Here is an 18,736-nt window from a genome sequence, read left to right as displayed (position 1 = left end):
TAAATGTAACAGATCATTTCAGCAAAAAAATAAGCGGAGACAACGCGATGAGCACCATGAGCAAGTTCAAGAAACTGGCCGGATTTTCTGCGTTTGCCTTTGCCGCAATGACAGCGGCGAATTCGGTGAATGCTGCCAACTGGCGCTATGCGCACGAAGAATATGAAGGTGATGTCCAGGACGTATTCGCTTACGACTTCAAGGAATACATCGAAGACAACTCCGACCACACCTTGCAGATTTATCGTTTTGGTGAGCTCGGCGAATCCGACGACATCATGGAGCAGACCCAGGCTGGCATCCTTAACTTCGTCAACCAGTCTCCCGGCTTCACCGGCTCGCTGATTCCGGAAGCGCAAATTTTCTTCATTCCTTACCTGATGCCGACCGACATGGACACGGTGATCAAGTTCTTCCGTGAAAGTGAGGCGATCAACGAGGACTTCCCGGAGCTGTATGCCCAGAATGGTCTGGAGCTTCTGCAGATGTACCCGGAAGGCGAAATGGTTGTAACGGTGGACGAGCCCGTCAGCAAACCGGAAGACTTCAACAACAAGAAGATCCGTGTCATGACCAACCCGCTGCTGTCGGAAACCTATTCAGCGTTTGGTGCAACCCCCACGCCGCTGCCCTGGGGTGAAGTTTACGGTGCCCTGCAGACCAACATGATCCAGGGTCAGGAGAACCCGATTTTCTGGATCGAATCCGGCGGTCTTTATGAAGTTTCCCCGAACCTGGTCTTCACCAGTCACGGCTGGTTCACCACTGCCATGATGGCCAACAAGAACTTCTACGACGGCCTGTCCGACGAAGACAAGAAGCTTGTTGAGGACGCTGCGGATTACGCGTTCGAGAAAATCATCGTTCACATCGATGGTCTCGCTGAAGAAGCCCTTGAGAAGATCCAGAAAGCCAGCGACGAAGTCACCGTCACTCGCCTGAACGACGAACAGATCGAAGCCTTCAAGGCCCGCGCGCCGCAGGTTGAAGAGAAGTTCATCGAGATGACTGGCGAAAGCGGTAAAGAACTGCTGAACCAGTTCAAGGAAGACCTCAAGGAAGTTCAGAGCAACTGATCCTGAAGGAACCATTCCCGCCGGCCCTGCCCGGCGGGAATCTGTTTTAACCCCGCCCCGCCGGGGACCTCCTGCCGGCTGGGAGCGATATGTTCTGGAGCAACCCCCCATGTCCGAGAACTCCCCGGATCTAGAAGACGATACCGGCACCTACGAGTCCGGCCTGCCCGGGTTTCTGGGAACCATTGATGAAGTTATTGCTAAAACTGAGGCCGTGATGCTCGCGGTTGGCGTCATCCTTATGGCCGTCAACACATGCATCAACGTTATTGCACGCTTTGTCTTTGGAGAAGGCCTGTTTTTCTCCGGCGAGATTAACCGGATTCTTATTATCCTGATTACGTTTGCCGGCATCGGCTACGCGGCCCGCCATGGCCGCCATATCCGCATGTCTGCGGTTTATGATGCGATCCCGCCAAAAGGGCGCAAAGTACTGATGATTTTCATCGCCCTGTTTACCTCTTTGGTAATGTTCTTCCTCTGCTACCACTCCTATGGATACGTCGAGACCCTTTACAGCCGTGGGCGAATTCTCCCTGCGTTGGGCTTTGAGATCTGGTGGATTTACGTTTGGGCGCCAGTGGGCTTTGCGATTACCGGCATTCAGTATTTCCTCACAGCGATCAAGAATCTCACCAGCAAGGATGTTTATCTCTCCACTGGTGTGATCGACGGCTACTCTGATAGTGAGTCGGAAGTCTGAACCTGCAGCTGCTTTAACAAAGGATAGAAACTCATGGCGACTATAATGATGGTAATCATGATCGGGCTGCTGCTCCTGGGCTTCCCGATGATGGTTCCGCTGATTACCGGTGCGGTGGTCGGTTTTGTAATGATGTTTGATGGCTTCGGCCAGATGGGCACGTTCGTCCAGCAAATGATGGGAGGTATCCGTCCAGCCTCTTTGATTGCTGTGCCCATGTTCATTCTGGCGGCTGATATCATGACTCGCGGGCAGTCCGCCGACCGCCTTATCCATATGGTGATGGCCTTTATCGGGCACATCAAAGGCGGGCTGGCGATCAGTACAGCCACCTCGTGTACCCTCTTTGGTGCGGTATCCGGCTCCACCCAGGCGACGGTTGTGGCTGTTGGTTCTCCCTTGCGTCCCAAACTGCTTAAAGCGGGCTATTCCGACTCGTTCTCCCTGGCGCTGATCATCAATTCCAGTGACATTGCCTTTTTGATCCCCCCCAGTATCGGCTTCATTATCTACGGGGTTATTTCCGGAACCTCCATTGCCGAACTGTTCATTGCAGGCATCGGCCCGGGCGTCATGATTCTGATGATGTTTTCAATCTACTGCCTGATCTATGCATACATTAACAAGGTCCCCACCGAGGAAAGGGCCGGCTGGAGAGAACGGGGGGTCGCCGTCCGCGAAGCACTATGGCCTCTTTTCTTCCCGGTCATCATTGTTGGTGGTATCTACGGCGGTATTTTCAGCCCTACGGAGGCCGCCGCTGTGTGCGTGCTGTACGCCTTCTTACTCGAATTCGTGGTGTTCCGCTCGCTGAAATTGCCGGATATCTATCGGATTGCCAAGTCCACCGGCCTGATTACCGCTGTGGTTTTCATACTGGTTGCCGTGGGCAACGGCTTTTCCTGGATTATCTCGTTTGCACAGATTCCACAAACAATACTGGAAGCAGTTGGCGTCAATGAAGCCGGCCCGGTAGGTGTCCTGATTGCGATCTGTATCGCCTTCTTTGTTGCCTGCATGTTTGTTGACCCGATCGTGGTGATACTGGTGCTGACGCCGATCTTTGCACCGGCGATCGAAGCCACCGGTCTGGACCCAGTGCTCGTCGGGGTTCTGATTACACTGCAGGTCGCCATAGGCTCTGCAACGCCACCCTTTGGTTGTGACATATTCACCGCCATCGCCATATTCAAGCGCCCATACTGGGAAGTAATCCGTGGTACGCCACCGTTCGTCTTTATGCTGGTGGCAGCGGCCGGGCTGATCATCGCCTTCCCGCAAATTGCGCTGTTCCTTCGTGACGTTGCGTTCCGCTGAGGGATATAGAGACCGGACTTCAGGGAGAGTGAAATGTTCAAGAAAATTCTGGTGGCCGTTGACGGTTCCAAGTCATCCTTCAAGGCCATGGACAAGGCCATTGAGCTACAAAAACTCATGGACACCGAGATCTATCTGATCTGTGTTTACAAGCATCACAGCCTGTTTGAGGCATCTCTGTCGATTGGCCGGCCGGATAGCATGGATATCCCTGACAAGGTGCTATCGGAATACGCCAAGGAGATCGTCAACCATGCCAAGGAAAAGGCCAAGGAAAAGGGGGCGGTAAAGGTTCGGGGCTTTGTTAAAGCCGGCCGTCCTTCCAGCGTGATCGTCAAGTTTGCCAAGGACAAGGAAGTAGACCTGATTGTGGTCGGTACCCGGGGCACTCACAGCGATAAAGAGGGTATGCTGCTTGGCAGCGTGTCCCACCGCGTCGCTTCCAAGGCGAAATGTCCAGTGCTGGTAGTTTAACGACAACTGTTTAAGGAAGAACTATGACCACTATCGTAGATTCGCTGAACTCCATTCTGTGGGGCTACGTTCTGGTCTACGGCCTGCTGGGCGTTGGTGTCTTTTTCACCATCCGTCTGGGTTTTCTGCAATTCCTCAATTTTGGGGAAATGATCCGCGCCATTCGTGGCTCCCGTGACAGCGATGTCCACGGTATATCGCCGTTCCAGGCCCTATGCACCAGCCTTGCCTCTCGCGTGGGCACCGGCAACCTCGCCGGTGTCGCGGTGGCCCTGTATCTTGGCGGTGCTGGCGCCATCTTCTGGATGTGGATGGTCGCCCTGGTCGGCATGGCAACCGGCTACGCGGAGAGCACGCTGGCACAGCTCTACAAGGTACGTGATGGCAAAGGCCAGTATCGGGGTGGGCCTGCGGTCTACATAACCAAGGGCCTGAAGGCGCCGTGGGCGGGCAGTATTTTTGCCGTCTGCCTGATCCTGTCCTTCGGACTGGTCTTCAACGCTGTTCAGGCAAATTCCATTGCCGATGCCATGCAGGGTGCCTTTGGAGTGCCCAAGATTTGGGTTGGCATTGTGATCGCTGTTCTCGCGGGCATTGTCATCTTTGGTGGCCTGCGCTCCATCGTCCGGTTCGCAGAACTGGTAGTGCCGCTGATGGCGGGTCTCTATGTGCTTATTGCTCTGGTGATTATGGCCATTAACATCACTGAAGTGCCGGGCGTGCTGATGACCATCGTAAAGAGCGCCTTCGGGCTGGAAGAAGCCGCCGGCGGCGCAGCGGGTTCCATTACCGCCGCCATGCTCAATGGTATCAAGCGCGGGCTGTTCTCCAACGAGGCCGGCATGGGCTCGGCGCCCAACATTGCGGCAACGGCCACACCAGCGCCCCACCACCCGTCATCCCAGGGATTGGTGCAGGCGTTTGGCGTGTTTGTCGACACCATCATTATCTGCACCGCAACAGCAGTGATGATTTTGCTCTCCGGCGTCATGGAACCGGGCTCCGGCATTACCGGAACCCAGCTTACCCAGGATGCCATGCAAAGCCACATTGGCGAGTCTGGCGCCTATTTCATCGCCATTGCCATCCTGTTCTTTGCATTCACGTCCATTGTCGCCAACTACACCTACGCAGAGAATGCCCTGATTCACCTTGGCGGTGACAGTACCATCGCCATTACACTGCTTCGCTCTGCCGTCCTGGGGATGGTTGTATGGGGCAGTTACGAGGCGGTGGTGACTGTTTTCAACGCCGCTGACGCATCCATGGGTCTGATGGCAACCATCAACCTGATTGCCATTGTCATGCTTTCAGGTACGGTGGTGAAGCTGACAAAAGACTATCTTGCCCAGCGCAAACAGGGCGAGGTACCCCACTTCAAATCAAAAGACTACCCTGAGCTGCACGAAAAGATCGACGGCAACATCTGGCATTAGTACCCGTTCCGGCGCCTATGAAATTTCTACCCGGTCCCTGCCCGCCTCCTTGGCGCGGTAAAGGGCCCGGTCGGCAAGTCCCAGCAAGCTGTCTGGGGAGTCGCTGCACTCGGGCCAGCTGGACACCCCCACCGATATGGTTACGTGGCCCAACTCAAAGCCACCATGTTCCACCGGCATGGCACGGACGGCATGGGCCAGTTCTCGCGCCTTATCGTAAGCGGCTTTTGCGGTGGAGCCGGCCATGATGATGACAAACTCCTCGCCTCCAAAACGACAGACCACATCGCTGTCGCGGAAATGCCGCGCCAACACACCGGCCACGGCTTTCAGAGCGGAATCGCCGGCTTCGTGGCCATGAGTGTCGTTAAAGCGTTTGAAATGATCGATATCCACCATCAGCAGTGACAGCGGCTGGTCACCACGCAAGGCCACCGCCGACTCGTGCTCCAGAAGCTGATCAAAATAACGGCGATTCTTCAGGCCGGTGAGCGCATCCTCATACGAATATTTCTGCAGTTCCTCCCGCAAGCTGATGCTTGAGAGCGCGATACCGATTTTCTGCACCCCCTGACTTAACGTCTGGAACAAGCGGGCCACGCCGTAATCCGTGCCGTCAGCCGCAAACTCGTCCGGCACTTCCACAAACAACAGCGCCATTGTCACCGCCCCCTCGGTTGCCGATTGCAAGTTAATCCACAGGCACAATGACTCATCCTCGCCCTTCTGCCACCCGGACCAGGACTGATCCAGGTCCTGAACATGGCGGGCCGGTATCTGGCTATGGGGCGGCGGGCCCTCAGGAGTTTCGATGCGCAATGGTGATTCCGGTTCCCCGGCATACCCCCAGCGAGTCAACAGTTCATAGGCGCTGCCGTTTTCCACACGCTGATATAGCCTTCCCCGCAGAGGGCTGCACAGGTCAGGAAGTCGTCGCGCCAGGATATGGAACGTCTGGTTGAGGCTGATGCAATCCTGCAGCTCCCCGTTGATGTCGTTCAGAACACGGGTTTTTTCATTCTCGAACGTGAGCAGCCTCACCCTGGCCTGCTCACGGCGAGCCAACGATTCCGCCTTCTGGGTTCGCTCTGTTACCTGCTGCTCCAGCGACAGGTTCAACCGATGGAGCGCCTGTTGGGTTCGTGCATAATGCCAGAGGGAAATCATCACTACGGCCAGCGAGAAGACCAGCGTTCCCCAACTGACCGGTACCCGCCCCCAGGGCAGGACGCCGTGGGCAACGGCCATATCCACCACCAACAGGCTGCAGAACACGCCATAAGCGGCGAGGATGATCTGCTGTTCAATCTTCAGTTGTCTGAACCGCTTTACGACAACGACCGTGACGGTTGCTAGGGACGCTAACAGCAGCGCATCAAACGGCGGGTACGTTGATGACAGGTCAACCACACCCATTAATGCCAGCCCTATCGCCACCACCGCGTAGACAAGGTGAATCTTCCAGACCAGATTAATCAACCAGGGCCGGCGATCACTGAACCACTGCTCCAGCAACAATGCCATGGCCACCGGCAGCATGTAGTAAGAACCAGCGGCCAGATAGTCCCACATCATCGGCAGGTTCCAGATCAACTGACTGGCCTGGCTGTCGGACAGAAGCAGAACAGCGGACGACAAAGAGAACAGGGCAATGCTGCCGAAACTCTTCTTTTCCGTTTGCAACAGGGCAAAGATCATCGCTAGCAGGGCAATCAGGGCTGAAAAGCCGGAAATGACCAGGGCTTCGAGGGAGTTTTTCACGATAAACAGGGTCAGGGCCGGCCGCTCCATAATGGAGACTTCACCCCACAGACCAATGTCGGTGTAATCAGAGAAAATGCGAAAGTAGATCGGCGTACCCGCAAACTCCTCGGGCAGCGGAATCGCGTGCCAGGGCCAACCTTCAAAACGCCCCCGGCCCTGATCATCAAACGTGCCGTACTGGTAGATGTTCTCGCCGTCGAGCCAGACCTGGACAATCAGATCGACACTGTAGATATACAGAACCGGCTCCTGCCACTCGCCCTCCGGAAGGGTGATGCGATACCACACATGTTCTTGTCCGTTGCGACCAGGCGGGTTGGATGGAAAGCTGATAGCGTTCCATTGCCAGGGGGCCTGACCCAGAGCCCACTCCGGCACCCCCTCCTCGGTCAATGGAGAATCGCCCCACCGATATTCCCATCCCTCGTCCAGGTCCACTGCCGCATACGCCGCCGAAGGCACCAAAAAGCTCAAAGCGATCAGGAGCATCAGCCTTACGGCGTTTAGGGAGTACAACATCTGCATACAGTGGGCTTGCCTGTCGCCAAATAGTACAGTAGTGCAATTATACAACATCTATGGAGTTAAACTCGCTCAGGCGCGCCATAAAAACAAGTGCTAACTGAAGCCATAGCAACGCTTTCGCGTTTTTGCCCGTTCCACCTGTCACAAAACCATCACACAGTTTCCGTAGTGTCATATTCACGTCATCAACAGGACACAAGGAACTGCCTCATGAACCGTACCATTGCTGCTATCACCATTGCCTCAATACTCCTGCCCGCCGCTGCCCACAGCGCCTTCAAGCTGGATTCACGATACCAGGATCGTGATGGCGACCTTGTTGCCGACATCCCGGAACAGACCGAAAAGCAGACCGACCCGTCCACCCTCGTATTTGCCTATACACCGGTTGAAGATCCAGCGGTCTATCGTGAGGTGTGGTCCGGTTTCCTGGACCATCTGTCGGACATCACCGGCAAGCAGGTGCAGTTCTTCCCGGTTCAGTCCAACGCCGCCCAGATTGAAGCGATGCGTGCGGGTCGCCTTCACATTGCCGGCTTCAACACCGGCTCCAACCCCCTGGCCGTTGCCTGCGCTGGATTCCGTCCATTCACCATGATGGCTGCCGCCGATGGCTCCTTCGGATACGAGATGGAAATCATCACCTACCCGGGCTCTGGTGTTGAAAAGGTGGAAGACATTCGCGGGGGAGAGCTGGCGTTCACCTCCCAGACCTCCAACTCCGGCTTCAAAGCGCCGTCAGCCATTCTCAAGGCCGACTACAACATGGTTCCTGACCAGGACTTTGAGCCAGTGTTCTCAGGCAAACACGACAACTCCATTCTTGGCGTCGCCAATAAGGACTACCAGGCCGCGGCGATTGCCAATTCGGTACTCAACCGAATGTTGCAACGGGATGTCGTGAGTGACGAACAGATCGTCAGCGTCTACAAATCACAAACCTTCCCGACCACCGGCTACGGCATTGCCCATAACCTGAAACCGGAACTCCAGGAACAGATCCAGGAAGCCTTCTTTACCTTCGACTGGAAAGGCTCCGAACTGGAAGAAGAGTTCTCCAAATCCGGCGAGGCACAGTTCATTCCCATCACCTTCAAGGAACACTGGGAAGTGATCCGCAAGATCGACGATGCCAACGGCGTTGAATACAACTGCCGTTAATCCGGCCACGGCAGGTTACTGTGCTCGAACTCAAACACCTTTCGAAAACCTACCGCACCGGCGACCAGGCCTTGACCGACATCGGCTTTACCGTGCCGGCAGGGCAGGTCGTTGGCCTGATCGGCCCGTCCGGTGCGGGAAAATCCACACTGATCCGCTGCATCAACCGGCTGGTTGAACCGTCCCGGGGCTCAGTCGTCCTGGGCGATACCGAACTGACAACCCTCCGCGGCCGGGCGTTGCGCAAAGCCAGACGGCGTATCGGTATGATTTTCCAGGAGTACGCCCTGGTGGAACGACTGACCGTGATGGAGAACGTCCTGTCGGGGAGACTGGGCTACGTGGCCGGATGGCGGTCGTTTTTGCGCCGTTTCAATCGCGAGGACATTGCCCTGGCCTTTTCGTTGCTGGAAAAAGTCGGCCTGGCAGAGCACTACAATAAGCGCGCGGATGCCCTGTCGGGCGGCCAGCGACAGCGTGTGGGAATCGCACGGGCGCTGGAGCAGAACCCGGAGCTGCTTCTGGTGGATGAACCCACCGCCTCCCTGGACCCCAAAACCTCCCGTCAGATCATGCGCTTGATCCAGACGGTTTGCCGGGAACGCAACCTGCCCGCGATCATCAATATCCACGATGTCATTCTGGCCCAGCAGTTCTCCGACCGTATCATCGGCCTGCGCGCAGGCGAGGTGGTGTTTGACGGCAAACCGGAAGAGCTGACGGACGACGTGCTAACACGCATCTATGGTGAGGAAGACTGGGCCCAGGTACGCAAGGACCAAACAGATGAAGACAACGACAGGGCATCCCCAGCCGTTGATCTGGCGGAGGGTGTCTAGTTTTGTCCAACGCCACGCCCTCTACCTGGAGACGCCCGCCCGTTCTGCTGAAAAACCCGCTCTGGCGACGGGCATTCTACCTTGGCGCGATTGTCTATCTGGCACTGGCCCTGCAAAGCGTCGAGGTCAACTGGATGCGGGTGTACGATGGCCTTGAACGCGGCTGGCGATTTGTGGAAGGCTTCCTTGTACCCGATTTCACGTCTCGTTGGACCGATATCCGGGCAGGGCTGATCGAAAGCCTGACCATGACGGTTACTTCTACAGTCGCAGGCATCCTGATCTCGGTGCCCATCGGCATAGGCGCTGCCCGCAACCTGGCGCCTGCACCCGTTTACCTCGCCTGCCGGGCCATTATTACCCTATCCCGCTCCTTCCAGGAGGTGATCATCGCCATCCTGCTGGTGGCAATGTTCGGATTTGGCCCCTTTGCCGGCTTCCTCACCCTGGCGTTTGCCACCATCGGCTTTCTATCGAAGCTGTTGGCCGAAGATATCGAGGCCTGCGATCGCAACCAGATTGAGGCGATCCGCGCTACCGGCGCAGGCTGGTGGCAAGTGGTTAACTACGCGGTGCAGCCCCAGGTGATGCCCCGCCTTGTGGGTTTGTCCCTGTATCGTCTGGATATCAACTTCCGAGAGTCAGCGGTGATCGGCATTGTCGGGGCCGGAGGTATAGGCGCCACCCTCAACACCGCCATCGATCGTTACGAATACGACTCCGCTGGCGCCATCCTGATTATCATCATCGCCATTGTACTGGCGGTTGAGTATTCCTCTTCACATATCCGCAGGTGGGTCCAGTGATAGACGTGAGCGCACGACACCACGCAGACTGGCAGTTCCGTTCCGGTAAACAGCAACTGGCGCGATGGGTCGGATGGTTTTGGCTGGTGGCCCTGACGGTATTCTGCTGGGAGTTGATGAACCGGAATACCATTTGGGCTTTCGTATCGGACGCACCGGACCAGGCCGCCGATATTGGTGAACGGATGTTTCCACCCGCATGGAGCTACGTGAACCAACTCTGGACGCCACTGTGGGACACTCTCAATATCGCAACCCTGGGCACGATTATCGGTGTGATTATCGCCATCCCAGTAGCCTTTCTGGCCGCCAGCAACACCACGCCCAGCCGTCGTTTCGTGCGGCCAGTGGCACTGCTCATCATCGTCTCCTCCCGCTCCATCAACTCGCTGATATGGGCGCTGTTGCTGGTAGCCATAATCGGTCCTGGTCTATTGTCGGGTATTGTCGCTATCGGGCTGCGCTCCATCGGGTTCGTCGCAAAGCTTCTGTACGAAGCCATTGAGGAAATCGACGTCAAACAGGTTGAGGCGGTGCGCGCCACCGGAGCCTCCGGAGCACAGGTCATTGATTATGCGATTGTGCCGCAGATCCTGCCCGCCTTCTGGGGCATCAGTGTTTTTCGCTGGGACATCAACATCCGCGAATCCACCATCCTTGGGCTGGTGGGCGCGGGCGGGCTCGGCCTGCAGCTGCAAGCATCCCTGAGCACCCTGGCGTGGAATCAGGTCACCATGATTTTCGTGGTGATACTGGTCACGGTGGTGGCCTCGGAATGGGTTTCCGCGAGGGTACGCCAAGCGGTACTCTAGGCCAATGATCGATACCCACCCCACCTCGTTTAATGGCATAACACCCACTCCAGCCTGGGCTTTCCACCAGTATGAGCAGATCCGTCGCTGGCTGCCTGCGGGCCTGCCGACCTCAGAACAGCCTCGACCAGTCACGCTGGAGAATATGGCGTCGCTGGCGGACCGGTTCCAGGTATACGTGTTCGATGCCTTTGGGGTGCTGAATGCCGGACCCAGGGCCTTCCCCGCAGCCATTCAACGGTTTCGCGAGCTGCAACGAATGGGCAAACACGTCCAGATTCTCTCCAACGCGGCTACCGCCAGCCACGCCAAACTGGTGGAGAAGTATCGGCGCATGGGGTTCGACATCACGCCGGAACAGTTGATCTCCAGCCGCTGGTTGTTGGAGCAGTCTCTGTCCGACCGGGGACGCGAAGGCCTATGGGGTGTCATTGCCCCGGAGAATTCCGAACCGGACACGCTGCCGCTAGACTGGCAACCGGTGCGCCCCCCCGTCACGGAGCAACTGAAACGAAAACTGGATAGCTATGACGGCCTGATCATGCTCAGCAGCGAGGATTGGAACGAGGAGATGCAGGCGGCACTGGAGGCCACACTGACAGAACGGCCGAGGCCACTGGAAATCGCCAATCCAGATCTGGTGGCCCCCCGCGGCGACTGCCTGACGCTGGAACCCGGATTCTTCGCCCACCGGGCCCGTGAGGCCAGCGGTGTCCAACCGCAGTTCTACGGCAAGCCCTATGCACCTGCTTTCCAGGCTGTGCTTGAGCGCTTCGCGGACGTGCCGCCGGGGCAGATACTCATGGTGGGCGACACCCTTCATACGGACATCCTGGGCGGGCAGAACGCCGGCATGAAAACCCTGCTGGTGACGGCCGAGGGCTCCCTGCAGGGTATGGATATACCGCGCTGCATCGCGCAGTCTGGTATCGCGCCTGACTTTATCGCCCCGGAGATCTGATTTCCGGGGCGGATCAAGCCGTTTGCGGGTTTACTGCCCGGACTTCAGCATTTCCCAGTACTTGGTATAGACCTGCATGGCATCGTCACCCACGTCCTTCTGGAACTCGGCGTTGGTCAGGTCTTCCGGTGTCGGGTAGCTGGTGCGGTCGTTGGCCACTTCATCGCTCAACAATTCGCGGGCCGCAAGGTTGGGCGTGGCATAGCCGATGTCTTCACTGATCAGCGCGGAGATTTCCGGCCGCATGACAAAACTGATGAATTGATGGGCAGCGTCTGCATTCTCGGCGTTCTTGGGAATCACAAAGCTGTCGAGCCAGACAATGATGCCCTCTTCCGGATAGACGTATTCAAGGGACGGCATGTCCTCCTCACCCATCACGGCTTCACCATTCCAGATCATGCCGATGTCGGTCTCGCCTTCAAGATAGGGCATTCGCGGTGCATCCGAGTTGAAGGTACGCACCGCAGGCATCAGTTCGGTCAGCTTGTCATAAGCCGCCTCGATCTCTTCGGGATCGGTGCTGTTGCCAGAGTATCCGAGCACTCTCAGCCCGATGTGGAACACCTCGCGCATGTCGTTGGTGAGCATCACGCGGCCTTCGTATTTCTCGTCCCACAGATCCGACCAGGCCGTTACCTCTTCGCCCTCAACATCATTGGCATCGTAGGCCAGCCCTGTGGTGCCCCAGAGGTAGGGAACGCTGTATTGGTTTTCAGGGTCGATATCCAGGTTCGTCAGCTCGGGGTCGAGCTTTTCGAAGCCTTCCAGTTTCTCGTGGTTGATCTTTTCCAGCAGCCCTTCCTTACGCATTTTGTTGACGTAATAGGTGGACGGCAGCGCCAGATCGTACTGGCCACTTTCATCGAGCAGCTTCAGGCGTGCGTACATGGCCTCATTGCTGTCATAGGTGGTGTAGACCACCTGGATACCGGTTTCCTCCTCAAAGCGGTCCAATACCTCCTGGGGCATGTATTCAGACCAGTTGTAGAGGTTCAGTACCTGCGGCTCTTCCTGCGAGCTGCATCCGGTCAGGATTGCAGCCATCAGGCCCGCGAGCGCCAGTTTCTTCATCGTTTGCTCCTTGTCAGTATCCATTGGGACAGCATCAACATTGCCAGGGAAAACACCAGCAGCAGGGTGCCCAGGGCATTCACTTCCGGCTTAAGGCCCACACGCACCATAGAGTAGATGCGAAGTGGCAGAATTTCATAGCTGGGACCACTCACAAAGGTGCTCACCACCACATCGTCCAGTGACAGGGTGAAGCCCAACAGCCATCCAGCCAGCAATGCTGGCATGATTACCGGAATCAGTACCGTGCGGGTCATGGTGAAATCATTGGCGCCCAAATCCCGCGCCGCTTCGGGCAGGCTTTCATCGAACCCGCTCAATCGTGCCATTACGGTGATCACCACAAATGGCAGGCAGAAGGTAACGTGGGCCAGCAGAAGAGAGACAAACCCCAGTTGCAGGCCCACCAACAGGAACAACGCCAGCAAAGAGATGGCCAATACAATCTCGGGCGACATCATCACCACAAACAGCATCCCTCGCAGCACACGCTTGCCACGAAAGCGATACCGGTGAAGAGCCAACGCTGTCAGCGCGCCAATAATGGTCGATACCGTGGCCGCCGCCAGTGCCAGCCAGAGGGAATTCCACATGGCCTGGACCATGGCGTGGTTATTGAACAGCGACTCGTACCATTGCAGACTGAGCCCGCCCCAGCGGTACCCGGTGCGGGAACTGTTAAACGAAAACACCACCAGCACCAGGATCGGCAGGTAGAGCAACACATACACCAGGGTGAGATAGGTTTTCGGCAGCCAGCGATTCATGCCCTGGCCTCCTCACCGAGCCGCCGCTGGCTGAGCCGGTGCGCAAACAGCAGGACAGCCATGGCAACCGTCAACAGAATGCTGGCGGCGGCACCGAAGGGCCAGTCACGGGCGTCCAGGAACTGGTTCTTGATGACATTGCCGACCAGCAGATTGCGGGAACCACCCAGTATGTCCGCCACGAAGAACAGGCCCATGGCGGGCAACAGCACCAGCATCACGCCCGCCAGCACGCCCGGCAAGGTCAGAGGTATCGTCACGTGCAGGAACGTCGAAAGCTTGCCCGCTCCCAGGTCGTGCGAGGCCATCAGCAGCTCTTTCCTCAGGTCATCGAACACGGAGTACAGAGGCAGGATCATGAACGGCAGCAGCAGGTATACCAGCCCGATGATCACAGCACCTTCGGTGTAGAGCATTCTCAGCGGCTCGTCGATCAGCCCCAACCCCATGAGTGCATTGTTGATCAGGCCGTTGGTGGCCAGCAGCAGTTTCAGGGCGTAGGTGCGCACCAGGGAATTGGTCCAGAAAGGCACAATCAACAGGAAAATCAGCAGCATCTGGCGCTGTTTGCCCAGGCCCGATAATGCCCAGGCAAAGGGATATCCTATCAGCAGGCAGAAGACGGTCGTCATGCCGGCCATGTAGAGGGAGTTCAGGAACACGTCCAGGTACAGCGGGTCGAACAACTGCCGGTAACTGTCCAGGTTCAGCGGCAACGAGAGGAAGGTGCCGGGGTCTCGTGTCATCACACTGGCACCCACCACCAGTAGGTTCGGGGTGAGCACAAGAAGCAACAACCAGCCCCAGACCAGAATCAGCACTGCGGTTTTGAAGGGCTGCTGTAACACCCTATGCATTCGTACTCAGCCCTTCTTCTGCGTCGTTGTTGACGGGCTCCAGTTCAACCGGCAACAACCATTCCCAGCCGTCGACCCAACTGACCCGCACGGGCTCGCCCAGTTTATAGTCAAAGGCAGGATCGTCCTCATCAAAAAACTCACTGGCCAGCACTTCAGTACCGTCCTCAAGATGAATCACTGAGTCCAGCGTGCTGCCCTTGTAGTTTCGCTCCACAATCCTGCCGGCCAGACCCTTTTCGTCTTCAGGAGCCAGCACACGAATATCCTCCGGACGCAGCAGGACATTCACCTGCTCACCTTTGCGCAGCGTAAACCCGGGCTTCTGAAGGGTACGGCTCAGGCCCAGGATATCCAGGGTAATGCCAGTATCTTCAACCGAGGTCAGATATCCCGGAAAGAGGTTGGTCTCCCCAACGAAGCGCGCCGTAAAGAGATTGGCGGGCCGCTCATAGATTTCCCGGGGCGTACCCAGCTGTTGAATCGCGCCGTCTTTCAGGACCACCACCCGATCCGACATCGACAGGGCTTCTTCCTGATCGTGGGTCACGAATACAAACGTGATGCCCAGTTCCCGTTGCAGTCGCTTCAACTCCACCTGCATGGTCCGGCGCAACTTGTAGTCAAGCGCAGACAGAGGCTCATCCAGCAACAGAAGTTGCGGACGCTTGACCACGGCACGGGCAATGGCCACCCGTTGCTGCTGTCCACCAGAGAGTTGATGCGGTTTGCGGCGGGCGAAATCCTGCAGTTGCACCATGGCAAGCACTTCATCCACGCGCTGGCGAATTTCGTCCCTGGGCCGTTTCTCCATCTTCAGGCCATAGGCGACGTTGTCGTACACCGACATATGGGGAAACAACGCGTAGTTCTGGAACACGGTATTCAGGGGGCGGTGTTCGGGGGCGGCATGGGTAATGTCATGGCCAGACAGGCTGACTGCCCCGGTGTCTGGCTGCTCAAAACCCGCCATCAGGCGCAGCAGGGTGGTTTTGCCGCAACCCGACGGCCCCAGAAGGGTGATGAACTCGCCGTCCAGGATGTCCAGGTCCAGCGAGTTCAACACGGTTTTGTCGTCAAACGCCTTGGAGACGTTTTTCAACGAGAGAAGCGTCTCTTTCATTCACCCGAAACGCTGTTCAGATAGGCCTTATCGGAAATGTTGGTCCACTGACGAACCTGCTTCAGATAATCCTGCTGGGAAGTGATGATTTCCCGTGCCAGTTCATCCTTCTCCGCCTCTTCGGCCAACAGCTTCTCTGTGGCATCACGAAGCGCTTCAATGACCTCTGGCGGGAAGGTTTTATGGGTGACATCCGGATAGTCTTCCTTCATACGATCCCAGGCCACGCCACTTTCATGCATGCTCTGGATGTACATGTCGTAGGCGGCGGTCCGCATAGCCACCCGCAGTACTTCCTGGAGCTCTTCGGGAAGCTTGTTCCAGGTTTTCTCGTTAATCAGGAACTGAACTTCAGCGCCAGGCTCCTGCCAGCCGGAGTAGTAGTACTTTGCGATCTGATGGAAGCCCATCTGAAAATCCAGTGCCGGGCCGACCCACTCCAGAGCGTCAATCGTGCCTCGCTCCAGCGCGCTGTAGAGCTCCCCAGGGGGGATGTTGGTCACCGCAACGCCCACTTCGGACATCACTTCGCCGGCGAACCCGGGTGTGCGCATTTTCAAACCCTGGAGGTCCTCAACACTGTTGATTTCCTCGCGGAACCAGCCACCCATCTGGTTGCCGGTATTGCCACCGGGAAACGACAGCAAGCCATGGGGACGATATACCTTTTCCATCAATTCCATGCCGCCACCGTAGTAAAACCAGGCGTATTGTTCAGGTGCAATCATCCCGAAGGGAACGGTGGTGAAATACATGGCATTGGGAATCGAGCCTTTGTAGTAATACGAGGCGGTATGCCCCATATCGTACTGGCCCGCCTTCACCATATCGAAAATACCGAATGGCGCCTTGTGCTTGTTGGATGAATCAATGCGGAACTGCAGGCGGCCGCCCGACATCTTTTCAGCCATCGAGGCCATGTGGCGCGTTGTTTCACCCAGAATCGGAGAGTTGGGCCCCCAGGTTTCTGCGAGGCGAAGCGTATAGGTTTCCTGGGCCGACAGCGACGCGCTTGCCAGCGCGAACACCAATGCCAGGACGGTCATGAAAGATTTGCGAATAGTCATAGCGAGGTCAGGTTCCGTTTTTTGTAGTGGTCGGATCAGATCGCCCACATCATAGCTTGCTGGCCGGCTGACGCCAATCGTCGACCGACCAGAAGCAACGGTTCTATACCTTGAACTGGCCTACCAGCTCACGCAGACTCTCACCAAGCCGCGCCAACTCGTGGCTTGCCTCGTTGGTCTGGTTCACACCAGTATCGCTACGCTGCGCCGCGTCCACGATGCGCACCACGTTCTGGTTGATTTCCTCGGCCACCTGGCTTTGCTGTTCCGCCGCGGTGGCAATCTGGGTCACCTGATCATGAATATGGCCCACAGACTTCTCAATGGTGCGCAGGGCGTCAGTGGCGTGGTTAATGCGCTCAACCGTTTCGCTGGAGCGTTGGCGGGACGCGTCCATCCGCTCCACCGCTGCGCGGGACTCGGTCACGAAGCCGTCAATCATACCGCGAATCTGATCAGCGGATTCCGCACTGCGTTTGGCAAGCTGGCGGACTTCATCGGCAACCACCGAGAAACCACGGCCATGCTCACCGGCCCGGGCGGCCTCAATGGCTGCGTTGAGGGCCAGCAGGTTGGTCTGGTCAGTGACGGCGTGGATGACGTCCAGCACCTGGGTAATCTCGTCGGTTTTCTCAGCCAGATTACTGATACGGCCAGAGCTGGATTCAATCTCCTCCGACAACTGATTGACGGACGCCTGTGCGTTGGCAATGGTCTCGCCGCCATCCCGTGCAAGCCTGTCGGCGTCAGAGGCGGCGCTTTCCACCGAGTTGGCATTGCCGGAAATCTGCTGGATCGTGGCCGCCATCTCATTAATGGCGGAGGCAATCTGATCGGTTTCCGAACCCTGCTCCTGTACCGAAGCACGGGTTTCATTGGCAACACGGCTGAGCTCTTCCGCGGCCGAGGCAACCTGGTCAGTGGTCGCGCCGACATCGCGGATGGTGTCCTGGATTTTCACCACGAAGGCGTTGAAGCGACGCCCAAGCTCGGCGAGTTCGTCGTTTCCTTCGTCCGGCAGACGGTGGCGGAGGTCGCCCTCACCCTCGGCGATGTCCTTCATCATCGCAGTAACGGTGTTCAACGGTTTCGTCACCGTACGACCGACAAACACACCGATGAGCAATGCGATGACGACCACAATCACAGTAACCAGAACGATAAAACCGAGGGTTTCGGCTATCTCCGCTTCAATATCCGCGCGTGCGGCAGAAACCACTTCCGCGATATCGGTGACATACACACCGGTCCCGATCATCCAGCCCCAATCGGGAACAATTGTGGTAAATGACACCTTGGGCTCAACCTCGCCGGAGGCGGGGTTGGGCCAGTCATAACCAAAAAAGCCATCCTTCCGTGCCGCTTCGAACAGTGATCGTATCAGCTTCTGAACATCTGGATTGGTCGTAGGTCCTTCCCGGGAAGGATCCGGCGCGTAGGCCAGGTTTTCCAGATCTTTGGCATACGCAAAAATATAGTTGCCGCCCCCAAATCGGATGGAGCGTAGACGATCCCTTGCCGCTTCACGGGCCTCGGCATCCGAAAGGTCCGGATCGTTCTTCGCGTCCAGCACCACGGAACGGGCGGTATCCACCAGATTCTTCAACCCTTCCTTGCGGGCACTGAGCAAACTTGCTTCAAGGCGCTCAAGCTCAGCCTCACCACCGCTTTTGATCTGGGCGACCGTAATCCAGGCAAGGGTTGCCGCCGTTATTACTACCGGGATCAGAACGCCCAGCAGAAGACGGGAACGAATGCGTAACCGGCTCAGCAATGTCATCAAGAAGTTCTCCGTATGAGATCAAATGTTCAGCGTAATTATCCACAACCGGGCACCCAGGGTGTGTTCCAGTTTGTAATACCGGTGTGTGCGACTTCGGGGTGTAAAGCTGCGACACTGCCACAACTCATTCATGCATTTGCTTTTATTGTTAAAAGTCTTAACGGCCGGTAGCGGATGGACTTGAACCAGCG

The 18,736-nt window shown here is 57.0% G+C and carries 17 protein-coding genes; 10 read left to right on the top strand and 7 right to left on the bottom strand.

All coding sequences use genetic code 11. The features are described 5' to 3' along the window. Positions 1–47 precede the first annotated feature (47 nt). The 5 genes from ACTRWH_RS04740 to ACTRWH_RS04720 all read left to right on the top strand — a co-directional run bounded on the left by ACTRWH_RS04740 (position 48) and on the right by ACTRWH_RS04720 (position 5,006). Positions 48–1,076 (top strand): TRAP transporter substrate-binding protein, encoded by a 1,029-nt coding sequence (locus ACTRWH_RS04740; protein WP_075195426.1) that lies wholly within the window; start codon positions 48–50, stop codon positions 1,074–1,076. A gap of 109 nt (positions 1,077–1,185) precedes the next feature. After that, complete coding sequence (locus tag ACTRWH_RS04735) at positions 1,186–1,779, top strand: TRAP transporter small permease (RefSeq protein ID WP_036202413.1); 594 nt, start codon at positions 1,186–1,188, stop codon at positions 1,777–1,779. Between the two features lie 33 nt (positions 1,780–1,812). Further along, complete coding sequence (locus ACTRWH_RS04730) at positions 1,813–3,096, top strand: TRAP transporter large permease (RefSeq protein WP_075195427.1); 1,284 nt, start codon at positions 1,813–1,815, stop codon at positions 3,094–3,096. Between the two features lie 33 nt (positions 3,097–3,129). Beyond that, positions 3,130–3,570, top strand: coding sequence for a universal stress protein (locus ACTRWH_RS04725; protein WP_041333611.1), 441 nt, complete (start codon positions 3,130–3,132; stop codon positions 3,568–3,570). A gap of 23 nt (positions 3,571–3,593) precedes the next feature. Beyond that, complete coding sequence (locus ACTRWH_RS04720) at positions 3,594–5,006, top strand: alanine/glycine:cation symporter family protein (protein WP_075195428.1); 1,413 nt, start codon at positions 3,594–3,596, stop codon at positions 5,004–5,006. Positions 5,007–5,021: 15 nt separating this feature from the next. Here ACTRWH_RS04720 and ACTRWH_RS04715 read toward each other — a convergent pair whose 3' ends face one another. Then, positions 5,022–7,259: a diguanylate cyclase gene (locus tag ACTRWH_RS04715; RefSeq protein WP_462825991.1), complete on the bottom strand. Its 2,238-nt coding sequence runs from the start codon at positions 7,257–7,259 to the stop codon at positions 5,022–5,024. Positions 7,260–7,505: 246 nt separating this feature from the next. Between ACTRWH_RS04715 and phnD the strand changes: the two genes are divergently transcribed. From phnD to ACTRWH_RS04690, 5 genes are read left to right on the top strand one after another with little or no spacing between them, the layout of a single operon-like run. Continuing rightward, positions 7,506–8,456: a phosphate/phosphite/phosphonate ABC transporter substrate-binding protein gene (gene phnD, locus ACTRWH_RS04710; protein ID WP_462825990.1), complete on the top strand. Its 951-nt coding sequence runs from the start codon at positions 7,506–7,508 to the stop codon at positions 8,454–8,456. Positions 8,457–8,476: 20 nt separating this feature from the next. Continuing rightward, a complete protein-coding gene (gene phnC / locus ACTRWH_RS04705) occupies positions 8,477–9,295 on the top strand; it encodes a phosphonate ABC transporter ATP-binding protein (protein ID WP_462825989.1) in 819 nt (272 codons plus the stop codon). A 2-nt stretch (positions 9,296–9,297) separates the two neighbouring features. Next, entirely contained in the window at positions 9,298–10,101 is an 804-nt protein-coding gene (gene phnE, locus ACTRWH_RS04700) for a phosphonate ABC transporter, permease protein PhnE (RefSeq protein ID WP_075195432.1), read from the top strand. After that, complete coding sequence (gene phnE, locus ACTRWH_RS04695; protein ID WP_228210253.1) at positions 10,098–10,913, top strand: phosphonate ABC transporter, permease protein PhnE; 816 nt, start codon at positions 10,098–10,100, stop codon at positions 10,911–10,913. Before phnE (ACTRWH_RS04700) ends, phnE (ACTRWH_RS04695) begins: the two co-directional genes overlap by 4 nt. Before the next feature lie 4 nt (positions 10,914–10,917). Then, on the top strand, positions 10,918–11,874 hold the full coding sequence (locus ACTRWH_RS04690) for an HAD-IIA family hydrolase (RefSeq protein ID WP_136633655.1): 957 nt from the start codon (positions 10,918–10,920) through the stop codon (positions 11,872–11,874). Between the two features lie 30 nt (positions 11,875–11,904). Here the strand turns inward: ACTRWH_RS04690 and ACTRWH_RS04685 are convergent, their stop codons facing one another. The 6 genes from ACTRWH_RS04685 to ACTRWH_RS04660 form a co-directional block, all read right to left on the bottom strand. Beyond that, positions 11,905–12,948 (bottom strand): extracellular solute-binding protein, encoded by a 1,044-nt coding sequence (locus ACTRWH_RS04685; RefSeq protein WP_462825988.1) that lies wholly within the window; start codon positions 12,946–12,948, stop codon positions 11,905–11,907. After that, positions 12,945–13,715: a spermidine/putrescine ABC transporter permease PotC gene (potC, locus tag ACTRWH_RS04680; protein WP_041333605.1), complete on the bottom strand. Its 771-nt coding sequence runs from the start codon at positions 13,713–13,715 to the stop codon at positions 12,945–12,947. The genes ACTRWH_RS04685 and potC overlap by 4 nt, the downstream gene beginning before the upstream one ends. Next, positions 13,712–14,572 carry a spermidine/putrescine ABC transporter permease PotB gene (potB, locus tag ACTRWH_RS04675; protein ID WP_075195436.1) on the bottom strand — a complete coding sequence of 287 codons (861 nt, stop codon included), beginning with the start codon at positions 14,570–14,572 and terminating at the stop codon, positions 13,712–13,714. The genes potC and potB overlap by 4 nt, the downstream gene beginning before the upstream one ends. Next, positions 14,565–15,695 carry a spermidine/putrescine ABC transporter ATP-binding protein PotA gene (gene potA, locus ACTRWH_RS04670; protein ID WP_041333602.1) on the bottom strand — a complete coding sequence of 377 codons (1,131 nt, stop codon included), beginning with the start codon at positions 15,693–15,695 and terminating at the stop codon, positions 14,565–14,567. Before potA ends, potB begins: the two co-directional genes overlap by 8 nt. Next, a complete protein-coding gene (locus ACTRWH_RS04665) occupies positions 15,692–16,762 on the bottom strand; it encodes a TRAP transporter substrate-binding protein (RefSeq protein ID WP_075195438.1) in 1,071 nt (356 codons plus the stop codon). The genes potA and ACTRWH_RS04665 overlap by 4 nt, the downstream gene beginning before the upstream one ends. Before the next feature lie 103 nt (positions 16,763–16,865). Continuing rightward, positions 16,866–18,542, bottom strand: a complete 1,677-nt coding sequence (locus ACTRWH_RS04660) for a methyl-accepting chemotaxis protein (RefSeq protein WP_462825987.1) — start codon at positions 18,540–18,542, stop codon at positions 16,866–16,868. Positions 18,543–18,736 lie beyond the last annotated feature (194 nt).

Source organism: Marinobacter sp. G5_S1_61_S3 (assembly GCF_054968585.1).
This window is presented reverse-complemented; position numbering and strand designations above follow the sequence as displayed.

Bases quoted from the DNA above. Each gene is read 5' to 3' on its own strand.
- ACTRWH_RS04740 (WP_075195426.1), top strand. From the start codon at position 48: ATGAGCACCATGAGCAAGTTCAAGAAACTGGCCGGATTTTCTGCGTTT.
- ACTRWH_RS04735 (WP_036202413.1), top strand. From the start codon at position 1,186: ATGTCCGAGAACTCCCCGGATCTAGAAGACGATACCGGCACCTACGAG.
- ACTRWH_RS04730 (WP_075195427.1), top strand. From the start codon at position 1,813: ATGGCGACTATAATGATGGTAATCATGATCGGGCTGCTGCTCCTGGGC.
- ACTRWH_RS04725 (WP_041333611.1), top strand. From the start codon at position 3,130: ATGTTCAAGAAAATTCTGGTGGCCGTTGACGGTTCCAAGTCATCCTTC.
- ACTRWH_RS04720 (WP_075195428.1), top strand. From the start codon at position 3,594: ATGACCACTATCGTAGATTCGCTGAACTCCATTCTGTGGGGCTACGTT.
- ACTRWH_RS04715 (WP_462825991.1), bottom strand. From the start codon at position 7,259: ATGCTCCTGATCGCTTTGAGCTTTTTGGTGCCTTCGGCGGCGTATGCG.
- phnD (WP_462825990.1), top strand. From the start codon at position 7,506: ATGAACCGTACCATTGCTGCTATCACCATTGCCTCAATACTCCTGCCC.
- ACTRWH_RS04690 (WP_136633655.1), top strand. From the start codon at position 10,918: ATGATCGATACCCACCCCACCTCGTTTAATGGCATAACACCCACTCCA.
- ACTRWH_RS04685 (WP_462825988.1), bottom strand. From the start codon at position 12,948: ATGAAGAAACTGGCGCTCGCGGGCCTGATGGCTGCAATCCTGACCGGA.
- potC (WP_041333605.1), bottom strand. From the start codon at position 13,715: ATGAATCGCTGGCTGCCGAAAACCTATCTCACCCTGGTGTATGTGTTG.
- potB (WP_075195436.1), bottom strand. From the start codon at position 14,572: ATGCATAGGGTGTTACAGCAGCCCTTCAAAACCGCAGTGCTGATTCTG.
- potA (WP_041333602.1), bottom strand. From the start codon at position 15,695: ATGAAAGAGACGCTTCTCTCGTTGAAAAACGTCTCCAAGGCGTTTGAC.
- ACTRWH_RS04665 (WP_075195438.1), bottom strand. From the start codon at position 16,762: ATGACTATTCGCAAATCTTTCATGACCGTCCTGGCATTGGTGTTCGCG.
- ACTRWH_RS04660 (WP_462825987.1), bottom strand. From the start codon at position 18,542: ATGACATTGCTGAGCCGGTTACGCATTCGTTCCCGTCTTCTGCTGGGC.